The organism is Chlorogloeopsis sp. ULAP01, assembly GCF_030381805.1.
Taxonomy (GTDB): Bacteria; Cyanobacteriota; Cyanobacteriia; order Cyanobacteriales; family Nostocaceae; genus Chlorogloeopsis.
In genome coordinates, this window is record NZ_JAUDRH010000026.1 from 42291 (window position 1) to 65914 (window position 23624).

Consider the following 23624-nt stretch of genomic DNA (forward strand, 5'->3'; position numbering starts at 1 on the left):
CACTTGTCATAAACACACGCCATGTCGATGCAAGCTAATACAAAAAGCACATTGGACACAAATCCTCAAAGTACAGTTATCAACGTACCGGATAATCAAAAGTTAGAAACTCAGTCTTACTATCAATCTTCTTCCTCATCTTCGGCATTACCTACTGCTCCGAAGAATCCTAATCCTGCGTTAACCAGTGCTGCGATTTCCGCCGATTTTGACGGTGATGGTAAGAACGACAGGATATGGCGTAATTCTCAAACAGGTGAGGTTGCTATTTGGTTAATGGACGGCAGACAAGCTGGTGCTGCTGATGTTGTTAAGGATGCTAATGGTAATAGCATAATCAAGGGTGCAGATTGGGATCTTAAAATAGCTGACTTCAACGGCGATAATAAAACTGACTTGCTGTGGCACAACACTCAGACAGGTGAGAACCAAATTTGGGTGATGGATGGCTTAGTTGCCTCACAAGCTGATTTACAAGCAACTAATGGCTGGACACCCCTAATAGGAGATTTTAACGGCGATCGCAATACCGACATTCTCTGGCGCAATAATGCCACTGGTGAGAATGCCCTTTGGCAAATGAACGGTACACAGATTGCTTCAGCAGATTTTGTGCAAACAGTCGATACAAACTGGACAGCCACCATTGTTGACGTAAATGGGGACGGCAAGACAGATGTCTTCTGGCGAAATAATGCAAGCGGTGAAAATGCTGTTTGGCAAATGGACGGCACAACCATCACTAGCGGAGAATTTCTACCAACTCTTGACTCAAATTGGGAAGCTAGCGTTGGCTATTTCAACAGCGATTTCCAAACCGACATTCTCTGGCACAATAAGGCAACCGGTGAAAGCAAATTGTGGCTAATGAATGGTACAAGCGTTGCTAGCGATACTCCTCTGGCTACAGTTGAAGGTTCTAAACCAATGATTGGCGACTTTAACGGCGATGGAGTAACCGATGTCTTGTGGTACAACCAGCAAACTGGTCAAGGTAAAGTATGGATAATCAGTGACGGCAATGTTGTCACCGAAACTGCCGCAGATGCACCTACCGCAAGCTGGACACCTAGTCTTGGTGATTATGATGGTGACGGTAAGACAGATATGTTCTGGCGTGATCCCAACTCAGGTCAGAATGCGATTGTGATCATGGATGGTACTACAAATCCCCAACCTTCGCTTCTACCGTCAGTTTCGAGTGAATGGTACGATGGTACCCTTGCCAAAGCTTAATCGTGATGTAAATTAACAACAATTACACCTTGATAAAGTAAATATCAAGTAGTAAAGTCAGATTAGTAGGGTGTGTTACGGCTATGTAATAATTTGAGAGTTTAACAGGATGATAACTAGCCGTAACGCACCACGTTTCCTATGTTTTTCAAGCTAAAAGTGCATCCATAGCAGTCTTATCTGATTTACAAAAAATGCTGGGAAGAACGTAGACGCAGGAGGTGGCTTTCCGCAGAGTACCACAAAGTACACAAAGTATATGCAGAAAAATGAAGGAAGAGTTTTATCAATGATTTAGGATTGTGATAATACCCACCTAATTTATTAAAAATAGCATTATAAAAAGTTGTGTTCAACTATATCTTTTTTAGATTTAAATGAATACAACTTATTTTGATCATGTCAAAAATTTTATATATGTGATATTTTGCTGAAATATCATTTTTATAGTCTATATATTTTTGTGTTTACAGATACTAATTTCTCTAAAAAATTAGAATTGAAATTGTTACTCAAAGAAACAGTTGCATAAATACTATATGTTAATTTTTGACAAAAATAATAATCAAAAAAAGGTAGAAACATTATGAATACTGATGACAAACAATATGACTTCCTCTGATACTTCCATAAGTTTGCCTGTAAATACCAATCCATTAAACTATGCTCAACTCTCGACAAACCTGTTTGAGCCTACAGTTAATTCAAATTCTGATTTCAGCTTTAGAAGCTCATTGTCATTAACCCAAAATGAACAGCAAAACGCGATCGCAGCAAAAAATGTCAACCCTAATCCCATATTCAGTAATGCGGCGCTTGTTGCTGATTTTAATGGCGATGGTAAAGCTGACAAATTTTGGCGTAACCAACAAACAGGTGAAACTGCTATTTGGTTAATGGATGGAACAACCCCGATTGGGGCTTTGCTGCCTCAAGTGGATGCAGCTTGGGATTTTGCCTATGCCGATTTCAACCGTGATGGTAAAACAGATATCTTCTGGCGCAATAGAAATAATGGTGAAACTGGCATCTGGTTAATGGATGGTTTAAATATTGCTTCTGCGGTTAATTTACAAACCATAAATCCTGCATGGAACTTTGCGATCGCAGATTTTAATGGAGATGGCAGGAGTGATGTTTTTTGGCACAACACTCAAACTGGTGAAAATGCCACTTGGTTGATGGATGGTACAAATATTACGACTGCGGCTTTTCTACCGAGAACTGACTCACCTTGGAATTTTAATGTTGTCGATTTTAACGGTGATGGCAAAAATGACATCTTTTGGCGGAATCAAATTACAGGTGAAAATCTAATTTGGTTTATGGATGGTACGAATAGATCAGAGTATGCTCTGACAAAAATGGAGGGATCTTGGGATTTAACTGTTGGTGATTTCAATGGTGATGGCAGAACAGATTTACTCTGGCATAATAACCAAACGGATGAAAATACTGTTTGGTTAATGAATGGTATCTTTATCAGTGCAGGTTCTTTACCCAAACTGGATTCTTCATGGAAATCTTCTGTTGGGGATTTTAATGGAGATGGCAGAACAGATATTTTTTGGCACAATGAGACAACTGGTGAAAACACCGCTTGGTTGATGGATGGTACATCTATTGGTACAGAAGCTTTCCTACCTCCAACTAATTCATCGTGGAAAGCTAGTATTGGTGATGTTGATAACGATGGCAAGTCAGATATCTTCTGGCGTGACGAACAAACTGGCGAGAACACTATTTGGTTAATGAATGGTACCATTGCCAATGCCGTTCCTGTAGAACAAGTTCCCCTTGAGTGGCAGGCTTATTAGAAGTTTGTGGTTATGGTAATCAAATTGTGTACTGTTGAAGTTTAATCGTGATTCAAATTTTCAGGCAAGATTTCAGAAGGCTGATGGGGCGAACAAGAATTCGCTCCTTACCAAAACTTAATAACTTAATTACCAATTGTGCTAGGAACATTTTTATTTGCGGAGCAAGAAGCGATCGCTCAAATAATAATGCCATAACAAACGCGTAGCTATCGCTCTCCAAGGTCGCCAGTTCTCGGCGATAAGTTCTATTTCTCTTGGTGAAGGGCGATTTTCTAAGCGTTTTACTTTCTGTATTGCCAGCGCTAATCCTAAATCTCCTTTTGGTAAACTATCCGCTCGCCGCAATGCCATCAGTAAATATATATCAACTGTCCAGTCTCCAATACCTTTGATCTTTTTGAGAACAGAACGTACATCCTCATCATTCATCTGATTGAGGCTATCTAAATCAAGCTGTCCTGTAATGATAGATTGTGATAGTAGGCGTCCATAAAGAGCTTTTTGCCTGCTAAAACCGATTTTTTTAATTTGAACATCATCTAGAGTCAGAAATCCTTCTGGAGTAATTGGTGATATGGTTTCCTGCAAACGCTCAAAAACTGCTTTAGCTGACGCGAGAGAAACCTGTTGTTCTAGGATAATTTGAATTAGTGTGGCAAAGCCTGGCTCACGCACCCAAAAAGGTGGTAAACCAAAAGACTTGAGAATCTCTGCTAGGTCTAAATCGCTGGAAGTAATAACTTTTAAACCATGAGCAAAGTTATTCTGAGTTAATATTTCTGACACTATCTAAATTTATAAATATATGCACAAGATGCAGTGTAGCCTACTGCTGATATGCTAACACGTTAACTATCTTTAGAAAGAGAAATTTTTTTGAAGCAAATACTAACAACCAAAAATTTGCAAAAAATTAGAAAAAATCTGTAATTAGCACCTTTCAAGCAAATTTATATAAAAGATGTCATAAGAAAGCCAGTGTGGAGAACAACACTGGCACAAGTGGATTCGATAGCTCAACATGGGTTTGCTGAACTAAAACTAAGATTTCCAGAAAATTATATTTTGATAAAGTTATATACAACTTTTATGCAACACTAGAAAACTTATCATTGGTGCTGATTTGATTATCCAAGCTGCTAAATGGCTCGACAACCTTATTCACCATATCAATAATGTTTTCTTCTTGAGAAACATCATCTTGAACTAGTAGGATAGTGATCATGTAAGATCAGGCATATGTAAGCCTTGTTTAAAAGTTTTGGAATAGCGTATTAATAAGTGATTTTAATCCAAAATCTGAAATCCAAAATCCAAAATTGATATGAGCACTGATATCAATTGAAGGAATTATAGCGTTAACACTTGCTAAACTAAAATTCAGAGCAAGGCTGCTGGCTTCTGCTTTTAGTCATTCGCGCTTAGGTGCGATTCAGATTGGTAAGCGTTCACTCCATTTGCCATGAATGAAACCGCCCTCGACCGATTTTGGGAGCTATTGGGATGGGTTCTTGCTCTTAACTCTGAAGCAATTGAGCACATAAACACTCTGCCTGATGGCTCAATAGTAGCATTAGTTGTTGTTCTGGCTGCGAGTCTATCCCAAGTCCTTGCTCAGAGCGTAATTCTATTCGTCAACCGTGTCACACCAATTCGCTTTGTTTTCACCCTACTGATTGGAGCTGTCTTGTTTGCATCTGGCTACTTGTTCCTGGTTTTGAGTACCTGGCTGATTAGCTTTGCTCCATTTACAGTTGCAGCTCCTTTTGATGTAGTGGCTCGCACTTTAGGATTTAGCTACGCACCGCTCATTTTTAGCATTTTCGGGGCAATGCCTTACTTGGGTGAACCGATCCTATCTGTTTTATCGCTGTGGCAATTACTGGCGATGGTTGTAAGCTTTGCTGCTGTCAGCGATACTAGTTTGTGGCAGGCATTTGGAACTGTAGCGTTGGGATGGTTGACGCTCTGGACAATTCAACGCACTATTGGACAGCCCATTGCCCAGTTCGGTCATTGGATTGCTTGTCAGGTAGCAGGTGTAGAGCTAGTTACCAAGCGCAAACGGTTTTCAGCTATTTTGCAAAGAAGATTACGTTCATTTGCCACAAATTTAACAACGGTTAACATACCAAAGACAAAAAATGCTGTTACGTCTCCCCAAGTGGAAGAGGAAATAACAGGAGCCGAACAAATCGCTCGTGTAAAGGTGCGATCGCCTATTCCTGTCTCAAGTTCCCAAAGCAATGCAGCATTCACTGCTCAGACTGGTGCAACAGACAAAAACCCTCGTTTTCAACTCAGTAAAATCGTTAAACAATTACCCGGCATACTTGCCCTAATTGGTGTAACTTTTGCTGCACTCATCCTCCTTTCACCAATTCGCTACTGGTGGTTTGCCTGGTATGAAAATTTAGGCGGTATTTTTAAACTAGCCTTTAATCTGGTGTGGATTGGTATTATTGCTTTTGTAGCCGCTGCACTCTTAGCTCCCTTGGAAGCCCTCGGCTGGTGGGCAGGCTGGTATGGCGAGCAAGTAGACACCACGCCCCCAGCAACAGCCCAGTTACAACCTATCCCACAAAAACAAGCGATTACACGCTACGTAATTTATCTCGACGGTATCGGTCAGTCCACATTTGAGTATCTGCCAGATGCTCAAGAGTTTCTAGACTCTTTGGCATCAGTCTTACCAAAGGACATGGTGCTAATTAAAGGAATTAAATAACCCACTAACAGGAAACCGTCCCTTGGCATTCTTTTGGCATTTGGCTGACTCATTCAGGCTCAAAAATCCTGCCAGCTTGTTTGGTTATTTAGTCAACATTTGCAACGTCTTGGTCGTGGCGGTTTCTGCTGACAAACGCTATGGGCCAATTTACAACCTGGGGATTGCCCAGGTAATGTATCAAGCCTTGATTAGATATGGTTACCAACTCAACAGGGCAACGTTCATCCGACTCGGATTAATCACTGGCGACTTGTCAATCCCTTGGAATCGCTAGCAAGTTCGCATCCTGAAGATGACGTGATGGTAATGTTGCAAGAACCACCTGTTGTGCGCCCCGATACTACACAGAGTTCGCTACAACTGAATAAATCCTCGCATGGTGAAAGCGGCTCTCAGGCACCACACATCTTGTACATCTCTCACGAGCCTGTGCAAATTACGGGACTTTACTACGGACTAGTAAAATTCGTTCAGCCAATTGAGCCTGAAAGTGACTTGTTTCGTGTAGTTCACTTCAATCGGGCTTCAGAGTAATTTGATGGGGCAGATGAAATTGTGAGAATGCCTCCTGTGGTAACTGATCGCAATCATACTTATCCATCAACCAGTAAAGATATTGAAAAATATACTCTGAACGAAAGTGGATGGTACATCTATGGTGCTTGGGATGAGTCAGGACTGTTTGTTGTGCAGGCTCTAGCTCCCCGTGTCCTGTTACAGGTCAAACCAGAGCGCGTGGTTGTCGGCAAAAAGTCAGTCAAAAAGTATCTGAAAAAAGAGTCTTGGGGTAATCTGGCTGCCCAGAAAGGTAAAATTAGCTCTGTTGTGCTGGGTTGGGGGACAACTGAAAAAAGAAGTGCAACTGCTTGGCGCGAAGGTAAACGGGCTTTGTTAATTCATGTCTATGGTGGGATTGGTGGCAATAAAACCGAATCAACTGCAAAAGGCCCACTCTACTTCGGTCACTTTGCTTACGGCATTGCCCAGGTAGTGCGGGAACCGTTAACCGATGAATTACGGTTTGAGATTGTTTATCACCAAATTTACACGCATAATACTGATGGACTGATTTCAGGTAGCCTGCATTGGTCTCGTTACATGGGCGATCGCTTCTTTGGATGGTTGGGATTACGCCCTGTTGCCGATACCATAGTCGCACTCGATGGGTTTACTGGTGATTATGAAACAGAGAATGGTCAAAAGCGATCGCCTCTGGATCAGGTGGTTTACCAGTTAGAAATAATGGCTGCTCGCTATCGCATTGGCGATGGGACAGGAGGCACTTTTGTAGGGCCTGCAAACTGTACCCAGGATGCCAATCAAGCCTTATACGCTGCACTCAGGCAAATAGCTAAAGCGATTCGTTCTCACCCAAACATCGAGGAGTGGAAAAAACAGCATCCCTCACAGTTGCATAGATTAGAGCAGCTAGAAAGTTTAGGTCTCGATTTGAGACGTCTATTGTTACCTTGGGGAACGGCACGAGCAGACTGGAAAAATCAGGCTGAGGTATTAGGTAGCACCCTAGAAGATGATCCGGTGCAAAACTTAATCCGCAGCTTGCTAAGTTGGCGTACTATCTTACCTCACCTGACTAGTGATGAGGTGACGCAAGCATTTCTCAAACAAGGTGGTGAGGCATGGGTGTTGCGAACTAATCAGGTTGGTGGTTTCGATCCTGATATTGAACCTGTTGCTCCAATGACGCTTTAACACTCCTCCAAAAGTTGATTTATTCTAAAAGCGAAACATATCTTTTTGTAGAGATGTGTCATGGCAGCGTCTGTACATGATTTATATATATCGTGATTAATGGGTTTGTTTTCTTGATTCATGCCAGAGGTCTATTGTTGAAGGGAAGGTATAAAAAGAAAAACCGCCAGGGCAATATATACACTGGCGAAAGGTAAGCATATCAATGAGGTTAAAAATAAGAATTCCAGAAAACTAACAACTTGTAAAGTTATATACAACTTTTATGCAACCTTCAACACTGTGCGCACTAATTGTTAGCAAGGTCTTAGCTATATCCAGTTACAGGCTGGGAAATAGAAACTTCTGACTCTCGCAGCAGCAATTTATTTCCTTTATCATCTCTGCAAACTAAAAATATGCCTAAGCTGTGTCCATTACTAGTACCGCGAACGATAACCCACTTGCCATACTGCGGCATCTTGGGTTCACTCACATAAACTTTTTGCCCAATCCTATAAACAAGTTCTTTTTGCATAGTTCAATTGTACTATATTTAGTACATTAGTATGCTATGTACAAAAAACTAAAATTTTTGAATGGTGCTTATACCAATGCGTGGATTTTGGAGTCAGTACGCCCTTGCGGATTAAGCGCGTTGAGTGCAAGTGGCGTGATTTTGGATTAAAAACATTGATTAATAGGCTAGTCCAAAATTTTGAAACAAGACTCCCGCGTGCCAATTTGGTATTAGACGTGGAATAGCTTACCCAGAAGTATCCAGGTGATAGTGTTAGATCTGCCTACTTCAAGAATCCCTACGCGTTTATGGCGCGCAAGTCTTTTATGCATATACGGATAGATGAAGTTAGATACCCAAATTAGAAACCTTACTTGTTAGTCTGTATCTGTCTATAATCGTGAATTTTAGAAAAGTTGAGGTAATAACATTAGTAAAAAATATAGTAATAGGAGCTTTTAAACTAAACATAACCTAAATAAAAATATAAAAAATAAGAGATTTATAAGTAAAAAATAAGAAAAATGTCAAAATAACTTGAAATAAAATTTTCATACACAAACTTTCAGCACTCCACCCAAGAAATAATTGTTTATCTACCTTGAGACATATTTTAAAAATCAGCAAAAGCAAATATGTTGTTACTAACATACTTTTGCTCTCAGCACTAATGTATTTTCATAAAGTTTGTGTTGACTTGATAGATTAGTGTTAGAGACTGTTTGCTGACAAGAAATTCTTTGAATATTCATCATGATTACATCTACCAACTACCAATTTTTTTGTGTAGATTTTTGGCTACCTGATGATTATAAAACAGATAAAAACGGCGAGAGTTTTGTATTTGCTTCTAATGGAGTAGATTTGAGTATTGCAGGCTTTTCTTTAATTAATTATTGTTTTTATCAAGAAGAAAGTCAGATATGGAATAAATATGAAACTATATTAAAAAGTCTGGCTTTTCCTTTATATATATATGGAGAACAAATTGATTTTTTGTCAAAAAAAACAGCATTTTTATTACTAAACGAAATCTCCAATAAGTATTCTTGGGAGCTTACTTGTTGGTTACAAAACTATATTTATCCCTCTTGGGAAACTTATGGGAGAATAGATACACCTTGTGTTACTTGCTCTTCTATTCTCTTTAAAAAAGATAATAGTCTGAAAAACAGGATGACACATAAAGATGATTTTTTGTACACATATAGTAATTATCATGGTGAAGTCAAGCCAGAAAATTTAAAATTCAACGCCTTTTTGCAGAAATTTTCCCAGCGAATTAGTTATATTTGTGCTTTAGAAACCAACGGCAAAATAAATTCTGAGGTGGCATACCAACAAATAGAGGAACTGTGGAAACAATTAGAGTGCTTAAAAGAAGATTTGGGAATTGAAACTTTGCACTAACTGTCACCACTACAGTGAGAACTAAAATGACACCAGAAAAAGAAATTCGAGTTAAAATTGCGCAAAACATTATCGAACAATGTGAAATACTGTTTAGTGCTCAAGCATGGAAGTTTTTTCAAAACCTAGGTAGAGGCTATCTTTATCTACACAAAGTTGTAAATATCCAGCATTCCGGTGGCAACAACTTTTCAATTACTGAAGGAGTATCACATTTGGGGAACTCAGTTCACTACGTCGCCAAAGGTAGTGAAGCATGGAACATGGCAAAACTTTCACAGGCTGCTAAACAGCAACCAATAGAATACGCACAATTTTTTACCTTAATTGATAACTACAATCCAGACAATGAATATGTGGTGATTGTGGGTTTCAATTATGGTTCTGATGCTACAGAATATTGGTTTTTGAGAAAACCAGAGGTGCCTCCACAGCAAGCTTTTAGTCTTGTACGGGGACGTCCTCTGGAATTTGGGGTTGAATTGTTTTAACAGTGGAACGAGCTTGGTTTGTAAAAAGACGAAGAATTAGCCCTAAGTCCAATAAAGCAATTTAGCATTACTGAAGTGCTGTTCAATTTCAGCTTCAAAAAAGCGGCGTAGCATCTTCATAGTATTAGCATCATATACATACTTTGTGCCGCCAAACTTGTTTCGCTTGATGCTACGCTTTGACTCATCCATATCTAGCTTTGATTGCGGATACCAGGTTTGCAACACCTCTTTTGAGCCAGGTGTGAATCGATGTGAGATTAACTCAAAAGTAAGATCGCACTCAAAATTTAACGTCTCGCTAATTTGGTTAAACAAACGGCTATAGTGCATTTGCCAATCATCTATGGGCATAATTGGCGCGATGACTATTCCCACCGGATATCCACCACCACCACGCTTTCGTGGTAAAGCTAATTGTCGCAACGCACTCAGTCTGGCTGCCACCGACGCAGTACCGCCTTCAAACCTGTTGGCAATAGGTGCAGCATTTATACTCATTCGACAACGGGTATGGCCATTGTGCGGCAAATCGAGTAAATCATTTATGGCATCAAACTTCGACACCCAGCGTAGATGAGCTTCTTGACGATTACCAAAGTAGCGAATACACTCACCTAGACTTCCGGTTAAATGCTCAATACCGAGTGGATCGGTATAGCAGCTAACCTCAAATGTCGTTGTCTGGCTTGGTCGTTCGTATGCTGCTAAGTTCTCTAATATCTGCGGTAAGTTGGCAAAGACACGAATCACAGGTGGCCCCGACAAACTACCAGCTAGGTAGCAGTATTGACAATGTCCTGGACATCCTTCAGCAATGTGAAACTGCCAATCCGCAGAAGGTGGAATGGGGCTGAGTTTAAAGTGGCTGGGTGGTGCAGTGACGACGGCAAGGGTGCGCTTGGCAATATTGTAGGTATCGCGATCGCCTTCACCACGTAAACCAGTCAGGCGATTTCGCGATAGCTCTTCAATGGGTAAATTGAGGGACTGTACGCGCTCTAATATTTTTTGACCGTAAGGCTCTGCCAAAGCGGCTTTTGTAAATATAACGCGCTCTGGCATCCATAAACGAGGCTTAGATGCTTCTAGCTTTAACGAATCTTTATTGTCTGTATGAGAAGAAGTCTTTGCCGTAGGCATCAGGTGCATACTATTCAGATTCAGCGTGTTTATCTTGCTAAGTTTTTACTTGTTTGCAGGCAATTCACAGGCTATGCGGTGGCTTTAAGATTGGTTTCATTGTCTAAGATTTGACGGATGCGCCGCTCCAGTAAATCGAGATCTAAACCACCTTCATCACGGCTAATTCTACGCACAGTAGAATTAACATTGCCCAAATCTACCAATAAATCTTGAAGAATTTCCTGTTGTTGACGTGCTTGGGTCACTTCACGCGGTTCTTGTACTAGATCGCGCACGATGGTATCCTCAGCTCTTGAGGCAATAATTGGATCAACTTGCCCTTGAAGATGAACAAAAGTGCGTCGTCCTGGCCCTCTATCTTCGTCAATCGGTATTACTGCTGTGACTTGATCGGAACGCACATACTTGCCAAATCCTAAATGGACTAGCACTGACGACTGGATTTTCATATAAATAAAACTTATTTTTGTGACTTACTTCTATTTTAGAAGCTTAGAAAATGACCTTGCAGCTATAAGTAAAGCGGGTTTTACCCAATTCCAAGTAGTAGTTTCCGATTGGAAAATGACGTATTGGAGCTCTTACTTAATGACTAACAACGTATTTAAGCCTCTTGTGTTTTCATCAAACGAGTATAAATTCCGTCTTGTTGCCACAATTGTTTATGAGTACCTCTTTGGACGACTTTGCCTGCTTCTAGCACAATAATTTCATGACTATCACGGATTGTACTGAGTCGATGGGCAATGATGATACATGCGCAACCACGTCGTCGCAAATTTTGATCAATTATTAATTCTGTTTCGGGATCGAGGGCGCTGGTAGCTTCATCGAGTACTAACACCGTTGGATTTTTAACTAAAGCACGGGCAATTTCTAGACGCTGGCGTTGCCCACCACTAATATTCATCCCTCCCTCAATTAATTCAGCGTCATACCTTCCAGGCATTGATAAGATTAAATCCTTGATCGCCGCATCTTGACAAGCTTGGATCAAATCTGCATTGGGCACTGTTGAGTCCCAAAGAGTGATGTTGTCCCGTACTGTTCCGGCAAATAAAAAGATATCCTGCTCAACCATTGCTAAAGAATTAGCCAATACAGAACGCGGGATTTGCTTGCGCGGAATACCATCAAAGTAAATTTCCCCATCCCAAGGTTCATAAAGACCACAAATTAATTTAGCGATCGTAGACTTACCAGAACCACTCTTGCCTACAAATGCCACTCGTTGTCCTGGTTGAATACTCAAGCTTAAATTTTCGATTATAGGCGGTTCTAAACGGCTGTAGCCAAAGGTGACATTTCGTAACTCAATATAGCCCTCTAATTTAGAGGAGGAGGAAGACGCAAAGAAGGAGAGACGCAAAGGGGGGGAGAAACTTTCATTTACATTCCCCGTGTCCCCGCGTCCCCACCTCCCCGTGTCCTCTTTCCTTTCTACTTCTACATCAATCGGGTTTTGCAGGACATCATCAAGGCGATTTAAGTCAGCTTCTAACTCTTGCAGAGTACTGCCAAAATTCACCAAGCTGTTAATTGGCTCTAAAAAACTCAGTGTTAAACTTTGGTAGGCAACTAACATCCCAATACTGAGATTGCCGTTCATCACCTCTAAACCACCGACAACTAAAATAGAAGCCGTTGTTAGGCTCGTCAAAATTATAGGCAATGCAGTGAGAATTTGAGTTTGTAAGCCTAATTCTTGTCGAACATTAAGTGCTTTAGCATAATAACCAGCAAATCGAGAAAATAAATCAGACTCTAATCCAGATGCTTTGATGGTTTCTATAGTCTGAATGCCACTAACAGTAACTCCATAAACTTTACCTTGTTCTTGGGCTAACCGCAGATTTGTATCAACACGAGTTTGAGAAATAAATTGCAGGGCAAGAATATTGATAGCGGCAAAACCGACAGCGATCGCACTCAGCATTAAGTTGTACTGAATCATAATCAACAGGTAAAAAACCATCATCACCGCATCAATTACCGTCGTTGCCAGACGTCCTGAAAGTATGTCTGCAACTGTGTCATTGATGGGAACCCGACTGCTGATTTCTCCTGCATAACGTTGGGCATAAAATCCCACAGGTAAGCGCAGAATATGCCAGAGAAATTTTCCTGACATAGTAACTGATAATTTCACCATCAATTGCCGCAGATAGATCAGTCGGACTTTGGCAAGTAACGCCCGTAACACAGCAGTTAGAATCATCCCCAATAACAAGGGACGTAACCATTCTTGACGCTCTTGAACTAAAATTTCATCAACAAAGACTTGAGAGAATGCTGGCACAGCTAATCGGGGAATTGTCAGCAATAGACCTGCAAATAGGCAAAATAGGATAGTACCCCACGAGTTTTGTAAGCGAGTCAGCAAAGCAGAGATAATATTACTTTTTTTGCCTCCCTTTTGAAAGCTTACTCCTGGCTCCATAACCAAGATCACGCCAGTGTATGCACGGTCAAACTCTTCTATAGAAATGCTTCTGCGTCCTGTAGCCGGATCGTTGAGATAAACGTGCTTTTTACCAAACCCTTCTAAGACAAGAAAATGGTTGAAATTCCAAAAGACAATATATGGAGGAGGAAGATTTATAAGATTTTCAAAAGGTACTTTTAAACCTTTTGCATCTAAACCATAATTTTTGGCAGCTTTGAGAATATTAAAAGCTTTGCTCCCATCTCGCGAAACACCACACTCTTCTCGGAGTTTCGCCAGAGGTACAATGCGACCGTAATAGCTAAGAATAATACCCAGGGAAGCAGCACCGCATTCTACTGCTTCCATTTGCAAAATAGTGGGAGTGCGAACACAATAAGTTTGGACTCGCTCAAGCAGTTGCGAAGCAAGAGTAAAAAGCATAGTATAGTTAGGTTGCAGTATTTTTTGCTGAACCAACTTATAGTGTAGGAAAGAATTGAGAAAAAGTGGGATAGAAAAGCAACTTCCTCGCAATTCCTTTCCCGATTTTTACTTGAAAGTCAGCAGACGAGGAAAAGATTTAACTAATGCAACTCCTCCAATTAGCACGAAAATTGATCCCATACCAGTAAACATTGCAGGCAAAAACCATAGATCTAACCAAGAATTAATCATGACAGAATTTGGTTTTTGAGGATTGTATAGAACTTCTATCTGTTGACCTTTGGTAAATGCTGGTGGATTACTGCCTGTATTAGATTTAAATATAGTTTGTTCACCGGAACTTAAGGCAAATTTAACCACCGGATAATAAACCGAAGAAAAGCGACCTTTGTTATCAGTTGATGAACGTAATTCTAAGTCAATTACAGTTCCTTGTGATGATACTGCTGTACCAATAAAAGAATGAGTATTGAGTCCAAAGATAATGCCTATGACAGCAAATATACTACCAATACCACCAAATATAGAACCAAATATTAGAAAGAACTTGGAATCATCCATATTTAAAAGAGAACAGGGAACAGATAAAGTATTAACTTCCGTTGACGCCCAATATTTTAGTATATTTTTACACTTTATTCTATATTCAAAACACTCTCTAGGTGCAGCAAGATTTACTAACTTGCTAGAGTTTATCTACTGTAAAGCTATAGATTATTTGTTATGAATCAAATTAAATGTAGTAAGCGATACTGTTAACTGTTGTGTTACAGTTGACATTTTTTTGTCATTCTTACCTATCACACTAAAAATAACAGGAGCGAATAAATATATGACTTATCCAACCTAGCATTAATGACTCCCTTAAAAACAAACCAAACAAATTCTTGGTTAAAGGCAGCGCTGATAGCTATTGTGGTTTCACTACCTACAGCTTGCGCTTTACAACCCAATCGTTTAAATAAAGTTGTTGAATCTCTGCCAAAAGCTGAGGCAAAACAAAGCGATCGCATCAATGCTAATTATGCAGATGTTGAAGCTTTGGTTAATATGGGTGCGCGAGTTGCTGGTACGCCAGTTATGGAGAAGGCAAGCGCCTACCTAATTGAGGAATACCGCAAAGCTGGTTATGTTACTGAAGTACAAACTTTTAATTATCAAAAGTTTGTAGACTCAGGCTCAAACCTAACTATAGATGGTACAACCATCGAGGGTAAGGCACTCAATAATACGATCCCTGGCAAGCTCAATGCACCACTGGTGGCAGTTCCCAATGTTGGGCGAACTGGTGACTTTGAGCAAGTGAATGTCAAAGGTGCGATCGCTATTGTCCGACGCGGTGAAATTCGCTTTTGGGAAAAAGCTGAAAATGCCGCTACTGCTGGGGCGGTTGGCTTAGTAATAGTCAACAATAAACCAGGCAATTTAGATGGTGGTACCTTGGGAGAGCCGCCGAAAATTCCTGTACTGGCACTTTCGAGTGAGCGTGGTAATTCCTTGCTGGAACAAGCGCAGAATACCCCAACTAATATCAGCTTAAATGTCAATGCTCAACAGCAGGTTGTCACCGGGCGTAATGTTATCGCACATCTACCAGGTGTAATCAAGCCAAATATTATACTGGGAGCGCATTACGATTCAGTGCCTGGTTCACCAGGAGCAAATGATAATGCCTCTGGAACAGCAGTAGTACTCGCACTAGCGCGTAATTTATCTAACACAAGTCTTGGTCGCCAAGCCTGGTTTGTCGCCTTTGATGGTGAAGAAGATGGGCTGCACGGCTCACGAGCTTTTGTGAACACTGCTAAACCAGAATTTCTCTCAGGGCTGAAAGGAATGCTGAACTTTGACATGGTTGGCGTGAACGAGGAGCTTGGTATTGGTGGTACATCATCCTTAACCGCCTTTGCCAAAAACGTTAAGCCAGATATGAAAGTTTTGGGTTCTTATGCTGGTAGCGATCATGCACCCTTTGCCAAAAAAGGTGTACCAGTCTTGTTTTTCTATCGGGGTCAGGAACCAAATTACCACACACCGAATGATAAAACAGTAGATCCAAAATTGCTCAATCAAACTGCGCAAGTAGCCCTAGATATTGTCAAGCGTTTGCTGCAAGCTAACTGAATTTGTGGGTGATTCATATCTTGTACTCCTACCAACAGCCACCAGGCACAGCCTCGAATCCCTCGTTACCATGTTCAACCTGGTTGCGAGCATTAGAGCCTCTGGCTTTCTCCATTCGGTAAAACCCATGTCCGTCTGGGATTGTAAATCCCAGGCTCATAGCGAAAGTCCATTCAAATGGACTACATCGAAAACAGGAAATATCTAGTCCCCTTTAGAGGACTTTAGCTATTAGACAACGGTTTGTAACCGTTGGCGGGATTTGTGTATACACAGTACTGCAAGATATCAGGTGAGGAAAACGGAGTCGTCTTTTGCTGATTGTATTGCTATTCATTCTTTGATTTAGAAATCTGCAATGTCTACTAATATCTCCTTGAAAAAGTCGCTAACTAATTTGTCTTTAGTGTCTGTTGGGGCGATGACTGCTCTATTTGGAGCACATTTAATGCCCACAAAGGCAGTACTTTCTGAACAACCAACTACTCAGGTGGTAAACACTGATACTAACTTTATTGCTGCTGCGGTAGAAAGAAGTGGAGCGGCGGTAGTTCGCATCGACTCCACGCGTACAGTATCGAGTCGGTACAGCCAATCCGGTAGACGAGTCGCACGGGGAACTGGTTCTGGATTTATTATTCAGTCAAATGGTTTAATTTTGACCAATGCTCACGTAGTTTCTGGTACAGATACGGTAAGAGTAACTCTGAAAGATGGCCGTAGCTTTACAGGTAGGGTGTTAGGTGCAGATAGAAGCACAGATGTGGCGGTTGTACAAATTCAAGCTAACAATCTACCTACCGTCAGCGTTGGTAATTCCGATCGCCTCAAACCTGGAGAATGGGCGATCGCGATCGGTAATCCTCTCGGTTTAGATAACACCGTGACAGTAGGTATTATCAGTGGAACAGAACGCTCTAGTCGTGCATTTGGCGGACGCGGAATCGGTTTTATTCAGACAGATGCAGCGATTAACCCTGGTAATTCAGGTGGCCCTTTATTGAATCAAAATGGACAGGTAATCGGCATTAATACCGCGATTATTCAAGGTGCTCAAGGATTAGGATTTGCCATTCCCATTAACCAAGCACAGCAAATTGCTAATCAGTTGATTGCTCAAGCAGCTTAATTGCTTTTTTGAATCTAGCGATCGCATTTGTTTAATTAGTGCGATCGCTAACTCAAAACCGAAGCACCATCTCCTAAAGAAATTCTCTCAAACGCATCGTCAACTGTTAAGCGTTCAGCAAAGCTCAGAATTTCGGAAGATTCCCCCTGTTTTAGCACCTGATATGAGGAGTGCTGTAGGGTAGATAAGGGCTTGGGCTGCTGTGGTTGCACAGGTAATACAAGTGGTGTCACTCCAAAAATTAAACCCTTATCACTGTCAAACAATTCAATCTTGGGAGCGCCTACTGAACCAAGCACCATAACTCGGATAGAATTGTCATCTTGATTTGTTACAGTTACCTCAGTTATTCCTTCTACTGGTTTTGCTTGACGAAAGGCATTCCCCTGCAACTGTGTATTGGGAATATCAGCAACGTAGGTATTACCTTTACTGTTAGTATTAACTTCTAGTTTCGCGCCTTCTGTGGTTTTTAAGATCACGTCAAAGCCTGTATCGGTAGAATTGAGTTTTACTCCTGTAACTTTGATAATTTCTGTCTGAGTTGTTTGTTGTGAGAGTAAATGCGTAACTTTGGTAAGGGGAAGCTTTAATTCACGTAGTTGACGAATATCTGAATTGAAAACTGATGAGTTTTTTGCTTCACCTGCCAATACTGCTGGCGTCAAAAGCACAAATACTATACTAGCTAGCCACCAAGAATTGATAAATTGGAGATTTCTCATTTCTTTTCCTCACACTTTCAAGCCAGGAGGCAGAGAGCAGCGCGTTGCAAAGGGGTAGAAGGAAAGAGGATTTTGTTCAGTTCCGCGACTAGTTTAAAAATTTTGGGGAGCTATAACTTTGTAGCAGTCATAGTATCTACCCGATAACGATGCCACCACATTACCAAACTAGTGACAAACAAAATTAAGGGCGCAAAACTAACGAATACGTAGAGAATGCGGCTAGTGAATCCCCAGAAGGTGCCGTAGTGTAAAGGGACAAAAGAAGTGAGGATGCGATCGCCTAAAGCCAGCGATCGGCTATCAGATACTCGTAAAACTTCGCCATTGTACTGATCTAATAAAACCTCACTTTCACCGTAGTAAAAAGTTTCATGAGCTTGTCTTTTTCCCACCCTGATAATTCCTTCTGGCTGATCTGGCATTCCAATGTAGGTTGTTTTGGTATTTGGCAAAACTGCATCTGCATTCTTCAAGATTTGCGATAGTGGTAACGGTGATTGACTGGGGATCTTTTGAGAAACTAGCTCTGGTGGCTTGGGAGTTAAAGTAACAGCATAGATAAATGGAACGGATTGATCGTAGAAATTCCAGCAAAAGCCTATGAAACCTGTGAAGGATAAGAAAACAACGGCAATAATTCCCGTAACCTTGTGAATATCAAAATTTACTCTTTTAAAATGAGCATTCCACTTGATTTTGAATCCAGCAATCAGTTTTCTCCAACCAGGCCATAATATTACTCCTGTAAGGCTGAGAATGAATAACAGCAAACCAGTAACACCAGTAATAATCAAGCCGGGTTTACCTGCCAAAAGTTCATAGTGTAATCTCACGACAAGCTGCATGATGTCAGAACTTTCTTGGCTCCAACCCATTATCTCACCTGTGTAGGGATGAATAAACATCTGAGTAAGCTTATCTTTAGAGTCCCACAGCCTTACATGATAAAAAGAGGTAGGATTGTTTGGTAGGATGCTAAAGCCTATCTTAAGATCTGGTTGTTGAGCGATCGCAGACTTGACGCTTTCCGCAACCAAGTCAATAGATATACGTTGCTCCCCAGGAACAATATGACCAAATTTTTGTGTTACTAAGAAATACTCTATTTCTGGTCTAAATACCAACAAGCTACCAGTTAACCCAATCAAAACTACAATGAACCCCACAACCAAACCTATATATCGATGAATATAGAATGCGATGTCATGGAATTTTTTCCTGTTCATGACAAATAGCTACTACCCATATGAAATAGAAATATTGATTGAGAACGAACTAATATATTTTGCCGTTCGCTGAGTTATACAATTTTGGATACTTCGACAAGCTCAGTACAAGTTTTGGAAAATGAATTGAAAATCGCTGTATTTGGGTTGGGCGAATCCATCTGCCCTTAATCATTTTTTAAATTGGTATTACTTGCATTTGAACTATGTTTGATGCTTGCTATTCTCAGCCAACATAAAAGAAATTTTTTACGATAATTTTCTCGAACTAAACTGATTATATACTTTACACATAAGCTTTTTTAGGCTGCTTTTCTGAGAAAGATTCAATTATTCGTATCTGTTTAATAATAAAAATTGTCATTTCTATCTACAAAATAACCTTATCATTTATTTTTCATTTGAGCGTTAAAAACGGCTTACAGGCAGGGTGTCACCCCTCTCCCTAATAAAAACCAGGGGCAAGGGGTGAGGTTTTTTATGCCTACTGCCTTATTTGTTGACAGTTAACTCAGAAACCAAGTTGATATTAAGTTTACGAATCACCGTGCGATCGCTTGACCACATGGTGATTTTATGCTCACGAGTGTGCTAATCATCCCCCACCATTATTGGGAGTAGTTGGTGTTGTAGAGGCAGGTGCAGATGGCTGATTATTACGGCGTAGAGCATCCCGTAACCTATTTGCACTGCTATTGCTTGATCCTTGCTGCCGTCGCCGCCGTCGAATTTGGGTTGGCTGCGAAGTACTAGCGGAATTCCTTTCCACATTGTTCTGTGGTGTCTGACGTAGAGATTCTCTTAGACGCTGACGAGGTGGTGTAGCTGTTTGTGTCCTAGTTGGGGAACTAGTTCCTGCATTTTGGCGTTGTGGAAGACGATTAAATCCAGATTCTGTATTTCTGGGAGCAGCAGTTTGTTGTGCAGGAGTTTCTAATCGTCGCCGTTTTCTACTAGAGGTAGGAACGTCTGTATTACTACCTGATGTTGCTTCCAAACGCTGTCTGCGTTGTTCAGCTGCTACGTTTTCCCGATTTCTCTGTTCTATTTGCCTTTTTTTCTTCTGTTCTTGAACATTACGGTAACGTCGTGAACCTTGAATTGCATATTCAGTTCCGATTGTTACTCCTCGTCTACCAGCTTCTGAGGGTTTTAATTTCCAATCACGTGCTTGTCTCAGATGAGCTTCATCTAATTCACGATTTCCGCTCGATCTGGTTAACCGAACATTTGTGACATTACCTTTGCCATCTGTATCAACAGCTACTTCAACTCTACCTTCAACACCCCGCCGTCTGGCTTGTTCTGGATATTTGGTGTTGCATTCACGACAAGCCGCACGACCATCGCCAGAACCACGGTTGGATTCAGCAGGAATTCTTGGAGGTGTAGGTGCGGTTGCGAATGTCTCACGTTTTCTACGTTCAGTACCAGTTCTTGTACCAAAAGTAACGTTAGAGCTTGGGCTAGTAGCTACTGGTTTCTCTGAAGTTCCAACAGTTGCTTGAGCACCTCTAGAATCTCTGATCCCGCTCAACTGTGCCTTTAATTCATCACTACCAGATTGTGTGAGTACAGGAGTTTCTGCGGGAGAGGTGTTAGTAGCAGTGGTTTGTTGAGGTGTTGTGACAGTTGGTTTTGCTGGTGGAACTGGTTGCTGTGGAGCTTTAGCAACAGGCGGCTCTTGTCTTACTGGTTGTGGTACTGGTTTCTGTACAGGAGTAACTGGTTGAGGCGCTGGCTTAACAGGTGGTTCAATGGGAGTTTGTACTTTGACAGGAGGCTGGATTGGTGTAATTTTTGTCTCTTTGACAGGCTCTTTTGGTGGTTCTGGTGTTTCCGGTGTCTCCGGCTCAACGAAAGTCAATTCAATGGGTTCTTCTTCCAACTCTGGCACTCTAGTCAACAGATTAACAATACCAGAGGCTAAGACACCGATATGTAGCATTAGTGAGCCAACTATGCTGAAAGTCAAAAAAGACTTCAGAGCTTTAGCTTCTTTCTCTCGCTGTAGCCCAGCGACACTAGAAACACTCATAATTCTGTTGCTACCTATTATCACTAACCTTATCAGGTTAAAATGCTTGTAGATCAAAGTCAAGCAGGAATTAGTTGCAGTGTATATGTAATAATTTCGGACAAAACAATACTCATGTGGTCATATAAATCAATACTGATAACGGTAGATAATATTTAAATTTTAATAAAGTTTGTCATAAAAACTAGATAAAACTTGACATTATATTCTATTTATCATATTGTTTTTGAGAAAATCTGTCATTTGTTTGATATAACCTGATACTCTTAAGTTTGGGTTATCGATTTAGTTTAGGAACAACACATGATTAGTAGACTTTTTACAGCAGGTGGCATAGTTATGTGGCCTCTGCTGGCTTTTTCCGTGTTGGCAGTTGCCCTGATTATCGAACGTTTTCGTTTTTGGTATCGCATCACTCATCGCCAAAATCGGGTGGTAAAGGAAGTATTGAATCTTTATCGTCTAGATAACATTGTTGGTGCTTTCGACAAGCTAAAGAAGAATGCTGACTTACCGATCGCCCGGATTTTTCTTGCAGCTTTAGAGCTAGATCAACCGAATCCAGAAGAATTTCGTTTGGCATTAGAAAGTGAAGCTCAAGCAGAAATACCTTCTCTCAAACGATTTAGTAATATTTTTGACACCATTGTCTCTTTAGCACCGCTACTCGGATTACTGGGAACTGTTCTAGGGTTGATTACTTCCTTTTCTTCTCTAAATCTTGGTGATGTGGGAGGGCAGCAAACAGCAGGTGTCACTAGTGGTATCAGTGAAGCTCTCGTTTCTACAGCAGCAGGATTGGTGGTAGCAATATTTACACTCTTATTTGCAAATACCTTTCGGGGATTATATCAACGGCAAATGGCATTAATTCAAGAATACGGCGGACAGTTAGAACTACTCTACCGTCGTCGCTATGAACGAGGAGAAATGGTCTATGCGTCTACAAGATGAAGCAGAAATGCCACCGCAGATTAACATTGTGCCGATGATTGATGTTATATTTGCGATTTTGACGTTCTTTATCATGTCAACACTGTTTTTAACCCGAAGTGATGGGTTACCAGTAAATTTACCGAAAGCAACAACATCTCAACGAGCGCAAGTTCCAACTAAAATCACTATAACCCTTGATGATAAAGGACAAATTAGCCTTAATCGTCAGTCAACAACTATCGAAACATTGACAGAGCAATTGCGGACTTTGGTAGGCTCTAACAAAGAAGCACTGGTAATTATTAATGCTGATGAGAAAGTAAATCATGGGCAAGTTGTGGCAGTCATGGATCGGGTTCGACAGGTTGAAGGTGCCAAGCTCGCGATCGCTACCCAAAAACCATAACTCGTTTTCCGATCAATCACCCCTTTAGATTTGGCAAAGCCGCGATTTCGTAAATTTTTGGATGGAAGTGCATATTGGTGGGCTGTTACCAACACTGAGCACAGGAAGCAACCCGCCAAATTTTTTTGTAAATAAGCGTAAAGCGAGAAAAAATATAAAATACCCAAAGATATCCCATTAAAAGTCAGATTAATAGGACATTTGGCTCAAATCAGTTAAAAAGCTCTAAAAGTTTTTTTGGCAAAACTTCGATCAGATCCAGTAACAGCAAATATTGTGGACATTAATACGCTGTATATTAGTTTCTAATGACTGCTGTGTTGATTAAGCTAGTCAGCTATCAACTCTAAAGATAAACAATAAAAATATAGATGCCTTAAAAGCAGCGCTTTGTAAGACTGTAGCCCAGACTACAGCCTTGGGTAGGATGAATAAAAAAGAAACACTTACAAGCCATCATCTTGATAGCTGAGTTGACTTCACAACTTCTTACTACCCCACAAAATAGGTGTCTGTGGCGTTGAAATCTTTGAGTTGGAGCTATTAGCTTAAAGCTTTTATTCCGGTTTGATGAAAGAGGTAGAAAAATCGTGAGAGGATTGGTGCGTTTATTAACAGTTTTTAGTTTGTTGTTTTTAGGATGCTTGGTGTGGCTGGGTAACCCTCAGATTGCCAAAGCTACCAACCTTAACAGTTTTGCTTTACCATCAGTCTCAGTTCTGGCGGTTGAGGGAACAAGAACTTTGCGGAACCCCGCAGACGCCAAGTTGGCAGATGTGTATGGTGAAAAAATTGATTTGAATAATACCAACGTCCGAGCTTTTCAGAAATACCCAGGATTGTATCCTACCTTGGCAGGCAAAATCATCCAAAATGCTCCTTACGATAACGTAGAGGATGTGTTAAAAATTCGAGGATTGAGCGATCGCCAAAAACAAATCTTGGAAGCTAATCTAGATAAATTTACCGTTAACCCGGTAGAAACTGTATATACTGAGGGATTTGACCGCTATAACAACGGTATCTATAGATAGAGAACCGCAATAGCAGTTAATTTCTTAATCATCAACCCACTCCTTTTCTGAGGGGAGTGGGATGGGAAGCAAAAAAAATACAACA

The 23624-nt window shown here is 40.8% G+C and carries 24 protein-coding genes; 13 read left to right on the plus strand and 11 right to left on the minus strand.

Annotated elements, in window-relative coordinates; all coding sequences use genetic code 11:
- Positions 1–21: 21 nt before the first annotated feature.
- Both QUB80_RS34295 and QUB80_RS34300 read left to right on the plus strand, forming a co-directional pair.
- Positions 22–1236: an FG-GAP repeat domain-containing protein gene (locus QUB80_RS34295; protein WP_289793927.1), complete on the plus strand. Its 1215-nt coding sequence runs from the start codon at positions 22–24 to the stop codon at positions 1234–1236.
- A 608-nt stretch (positions 1237–1844) separates the two neighbouring features.
- Positions 1845–3053 (plus strand): FG-GAP repeat domain-containing protein, encoded by a 1209-nt coding sequence (locus tag QUB80_RS34300; protein ID WP_289793961.1) that lies wholly within the window; start codon positions 1845–1847, stop codon positions 3051–3053.
- A gap of 153 nt (positions 3054–3206) precedes the next feature.
- Here the strand turns inward: QUB80_RS34300 and QUB80_RS34305 are convergent, their stop codons facing one another.
- Complete coding sequence (locus QUB80_RS34305; RefSeq protein WP_289793928.1) at positions 3207–3842, minus strand: DNA-3-methyladenine glycosylase family protein; 636 nt, start codon at positions 3840–3842, stop codon at positions 3207–3209.
- A gap of 301 nt (positions 3843–4143) precedes the next feature.
- Positions 4144–4281, minus strand: a complete 138-nt coding sequence (locus QUB80_RS34310; protein ID WP_289793929.1) for a hypothetical protein — start codon at positions 4279–4281, stop codon at positions 4144–4146.
- Positions 4282–4518: 237 nt separating this feature from the next.
- Here QUB80_RS34310 and QUB80_RS34315 point away from each other — a divergent pair, with 237 nt between their 5' ends.
- The 4 genes from QUB80_RS34315 to QUB80_RS34330 are packed head-to-tail and all read left to right on the plus strand — an operon-like array spanning position 4519 to position 7500.
- The gene (locus QUB80_RS34315; protein WP_289793930.1) at positions 4519–5784 is read left to right on the plus strand and encodes a hypothetical protein; all 1266 of its coding nucleotides are present in this window, start codon (positions 4519–4521) and stop codon (positions 5782–5784) included.
- A 22-nt stretch (positions 5785–5806) separates the two neighbouring features.
- Entirely contained in the window at positions 5807–6061 is a 255-nt protein-coding gene (locus QUB80_RS34320; RefSeq protein WP_289793931.1) for a hypothetical protein, read from the plus strand.
- Positions 6049–6321 carry a hypothetical protein gene (locus QUB80_RS34325; RefSeq protein WP_289793932.1) on the plus strand — a complete coding sequence of 91 codons (273 nt, stop codon included), beginning with the start codon at positions 6049–6051 and terminating at the stop codon, positions 6319–6321. The genes QUB80_RS34320 and QUB80_RS34325 overlap by 13 nt, the downstream gene beginning before the upstream one ends.
- Before the next feature lie 21 nt (positions 6322–6342).
- Positions 6343–7500: a hypothetical protein gene (locus tag QUB80_RS34330; protein ID WP_289793933.1), complete on the plus strand. Its 1158-nt coding sequence runs from the start codon at positions 6343–6345 to the stop codon at positions 7498–7500.
- 307 nt (positions 7501–7807) lie between these two features.
- On the opposite strand, the gene QUB80_RS34335 is transcribed toward QUB80_RS34330, so the two are convergent.
- Positions 7808–8017: a hypothetical protein gene (locus tag QUB80_RS34335; RefSeq protein ID WP_289793934.1), complete on the minus strand. Its 210-nt coding sequence runs from the start codon at positions 8015–8017 to the stop codon at positions 7808–7810.
- A 735-nt stretch (positions 8018–8752) separates the two neighbouring features.
- Between QUB80_RS34335 and QUB80_RS35010 the strand changes: the two genes are divergently transcribed.
- Complete coding sequence (locus QUB80_RS35010) at positions 8753–9409, plus strand: DUF7219 family protein (protein WP_336622374.1); 657 nt, start codon at positions 8753–8755, stop codon at positions 9407–9409.
- Between the two features lie 26 nt (positions 9410–9435).
- Positions 9436–9900 (plus strand): hypothetical protein, encoded by a 465-nt coding sequence (locus QUB80_RS34345; RefSeq protein WP_289793935.1) that lies wholly within the window; start codon positions 9436–9438, stop codon positions 9898–9900.
- A 42-nt stretch (positions 9901–9942) separates the two neighbouring features.
- Here the strand turns inward: QUB80_RS34345 and QUB80_RS34350 are convergent, their stop codons facing one another.
- The 4 genes from QUB80_RS34350 to QUB80_RS34365 form a co-directional block, all read right to left on the minus strand.
- Positions 9943–10965, minus strand: a complete 1023-nt coding sequence (locus tag QUB80_RS34350; RefSeq protein WP_289793963.1) for a spore photoproduct lyase family protein — start codon at positions 10963–10965, stop codon at positions 9943–9945.
- 149 nt (positions 10966–11114) lie between these two features.
- Positions 11115–11495 (minus strand): hypothetical protein, encoded by a 381-nt coding sequence (locus tag QUB80_RS34355; RefSeq protein WP_289793936.1) that lies wholly within the window; start codon positions 11493–11495, stop codon positions 11115–11117.
- A gap of 155 nt (positions 11496–11650) precedes the next feature.
- Positions 11651–13915 carry an NHLP family bacteriocin export ABC transporter peptidase/permease/ATPase subunit gene (locus tag QUB80_RS34360; protein WP_289793937.1) on the minus strand — a complete coding sequence of 755 codons (2265 nt, stop codon included), beginning with the start codon at positions 13913–13915 and terminating at the stop codon, positions 11651–11653.
- A 108-nt stretch (positions 13916–14023) separates the two neighbouring features.
- Complete coding sequence (locus tag QUB80_RS34365; protein WP_289793938.1) at positions 14024–14479, minus strand: DUF3592 domain-containing protein; 456 nt, start codon at positions 14477–14479, stop codon at positions 14024–14026.
- Positions 14480–14773: 294 nt separating this feature from the next.
- On the opposite strand from QUB80_RS34365, the gene QUB80_RS34370 reads away from it, so the two are divergent.
- Positions 14774–16042, plus strand: a complete 1269-nt coding sequence (locus QUB80_RS34370) for a M28 family peptidase (protein WP_289793939.1) — start codon at positions 14774–14776, stop codon at positions 16040–16042.
- 28 nt (positions 16043–16070) lie between these two features.
- Here the strand turns inward: QUB80_RS34370 and QUB80_RS34375 are convergent, their stop codons facing one another.
- Positions 16071–16202: a hypothetical protein gene (locus tag QUB80_RS34375; RefSeq protein WP_289793940.1), complete on the minus strand. Its 132-nt coding sequence runs from the start codon at positions 16200–16202 to the stop codon at positions 16071–16073.
- A gap of 198 nt (positions 16203–16400) precedes the next feature.
- On the opposite strand from QUB80_RS34375, the gene QUB80_RS34380 reads away from it, so the two are divergent.
- Entirely contained in the window at positions 16401–17171 is a 771-nt protein-coding gene (locus QUB80_RS34380) for a trypsin-like peptidase domain-containing protein (protein WP_289793941.1), read from the plus strand.
- Between the two features lie 47 nt (positions 17172–17218).
- On the opposite strand, the gene QUB80_RS34385 is transcribed toward QUB80_RS34380, so the two are convergent.
- The 3 genes from QUB80_RS34385 to QUB80_RS34395 all read right to left on the minus strand — a co-directional run bounded on the left by QUB80_RS34385 (position 17219) and on the right by QUB80_RS34395 (position 21163).
- A complete protein-coding gene (locus QUB80_RS34385; protein ID WP_289793942.1) occupies positions 17219–17896 on the minus strand; it encodes an AMIN domain-containing protein in 678 nt (225 codons plus the stop codon).
- Positions 17897–18006: 110 nt separating this feature from the next.
- Positions 18007–19125 (minus strand): PepSY-associated TM helix domain-containing protein, encoded by a 1119-nt coding sequence (locus tag QUB80_RS34390; RefSeq protein WP_289793943.1) that lies wholly within the window; start codon positions 19123–19125, stop codon positions 18007–18009.
- A 595-nt stretch (positions 19126–19720) separates the two neighbouring features.
- Positions 19721–21163: an energy transducer TonB gene (locus tag QUB80_RS34395; protein ID WP_289793944.1), complete on the minus strand. Its 1443-nt coding sequence runs from the start codon at positions 21161–21163 to the stop codon at positions 19721–19723.
- 303 nt (positions 21164–21466) lie between these two features.
- Here QUB80_RS34395 and QUB80_RS34400 point away from each other — a divergent pair, with 303 nt between their 5' ends.
- The 3 genes from QUB80_RS34400 (at position 21467) to psbU (ending at position 23539) form a co-directional block, all read left to right on the plus strand.
- Positions 21467–22117 carry a MotA/TolQ/ExbB proton channel family protein gene (locus tag QUB80_RS34400; protein ID WP_289793945.1) on the plus strand — a complete coding sequence of 217 codons (651 nt, stop codon included), beginning with the start codon at positions 21467–21469 and terminating at the stop codon, positions 22115–22117.
- Positions 22101–22505, plus strand: coding sequence for an ExbD/TolR family protein (locus QUB80_RS34405; protein ID WP_289793946.1), 405 nt, complete (start codon positions 22101–22103; stop codon positions 22503–22505). The genes QUB80_RS34400 and QUB80_RS34405 overlap by 17 nt, the downstream gene beginning before the upstream one ends.
- Before the next feature lie 590 nt (positions 22506–23095).
- The gene (gene psbU / locus QUB80_RS34410) at positions 23096–23539 is read left to right on the plus strand and encodes a photosystem II complex extrinsic protein PsbU (RefSeq protein ID WP_289793947.1); all 444 of its coding nucleotides are present in this window, start codon (positions 23096–23098) and stop codon (positions 23537–23539) included.
- The last annotated feature ends 85 nt before the right edge of the window (positions 23540–23624 follow it).